The 1,187-nt window shown below is 65.5% G+C and carries 1 protein-coding gene; it reads left to right on the forward strand.

Annotated features, from left to right (window positions below; genetic code table 11):
• Positions 1-205: 205 nt before the first annotated feature.
• A complete protein-coding gene (locus tag OX89_RS08510; protein ID WP_011804582.1) occupies positions 206-1,168 on the forward strand; it encodes an IS110 family transposase in 963 nt (320 codons plus the stop codon).
• Positions 1,169-1,187 lie beyond the last annotated feature (19 nt).

Raw genomic sequence — 1,187 nt, forward strand, 5'->3', positions numbered from 1 at the left:
CTTGTATCTTTAAACCAGACCAGCGCGGTAGAGTCTGAACGCCGTTGAGGCGGCCAGACCGGCCCGTGCAGTTTGGTAGGCGCTGGGGTGATAGAGCCCGTGACTGAGTACAGAACGCATGGCCGCCGCGCTGGTCTTCGTGAAGCCCGAACGGTTACGCGCGCCTTGATTGAGCGCGCATGCACAAGCAAGGGATCTGAAGATCATGTCTGTTACCTCAGTGACGGTGGGCATCGACGTGGCCAAGGCGCACGTGGATGTCTGTGTGCTGGGTGCCAAGAGCAGCGCCCAGCGGTTTGACAACGATGCCGAAGGCCACTCGGCGCTGGCGGCTGCCCTGCAGCCCCTGGACGTGGGTCTGGTGGTGATGGAGGCCACCGGCGGCTACGAGGCCGCGTTAGCGTGTGCCCTGCAGGCCACAGGCCTGCCCGTGGCGGTCATCAACCCGCGCCAGGCGCGCGACTTCGCCAAATCCATGGGACGCCTGGCCAAGACCGACGCGGTGGATGCGCGCACGCTGGCCGAGCTGGCAGCGGTGCTGCTGCGCCGCGACGATCTGCAGCGCTTCTTGCGCCCCCTGGCCGATGAGCGCCAGCAGTGGCTCGCGGCCCTGGTCACGCGCAGGCGCCAGTTGCTGACCATGCTCCATTCGGAGCGCCAACGGCTGCAGATCACGCCCAAGAAGCTGCACGCCAGCATCGAGGCCATCGAGGCGGCGATCAAGGCGCAGCTCGATGAGATCGAAGAGCAGATGGTCACGCATGTGCGCGAGCACTTTGGGGAGCTCGACACGCTGCTGCAGTCGGCTGCGGGAGTCGGCCCGGTGGCCAGTGCCACGATGATTGCCGAGCTGCCAGAGCTGGGCCGGCTGAACCGGCGCGAGATCGCTGCATTGGTGGGCGTGGCGCCCATGGCCAATGACTCCGGCGGCAGCAAGGGCAGGCGGCGCGTACAAGGCGGGCGCTTCGAGATCCGCCGCGTGCTGTACATGGCAACGCTCACGGCCACCCGCTACAACCCGGCCATCAAGGCCTTCTACGAGCGTCTGAAGGCCGCTGGCAAGTTGCCCAAGGTCGCCCTGGTCGCTTGCATGCGCAAGTTGCTCACCACGCTCAACGCCATGGTGCGCACTGGAAAACCTTGGGACAAGTCGCTTCATTGCGCTTGACTTCGAAGACGGTTACTCA

This window comes from Diaphorobacter sp. J5-51, from assembly GCF_001023515.1.
Lineage (GTDB): Bacteria > Pseudomonadota > Gammaproteobacteria > Burkholderiales > Burkholderiaceae_C > Diaphorobacter > Diaphorobacter nitroreducens.

What these genes read in the sequence shown, in the direction of transcription:
- OX89_RS08510 (WP_011804582.1), top strand. Translation starts at nt 206, where the DNA reads ATGTCTGTTACCTCAGTGACGGTGGGCATCGACGTGGCCAAGGCGCAC.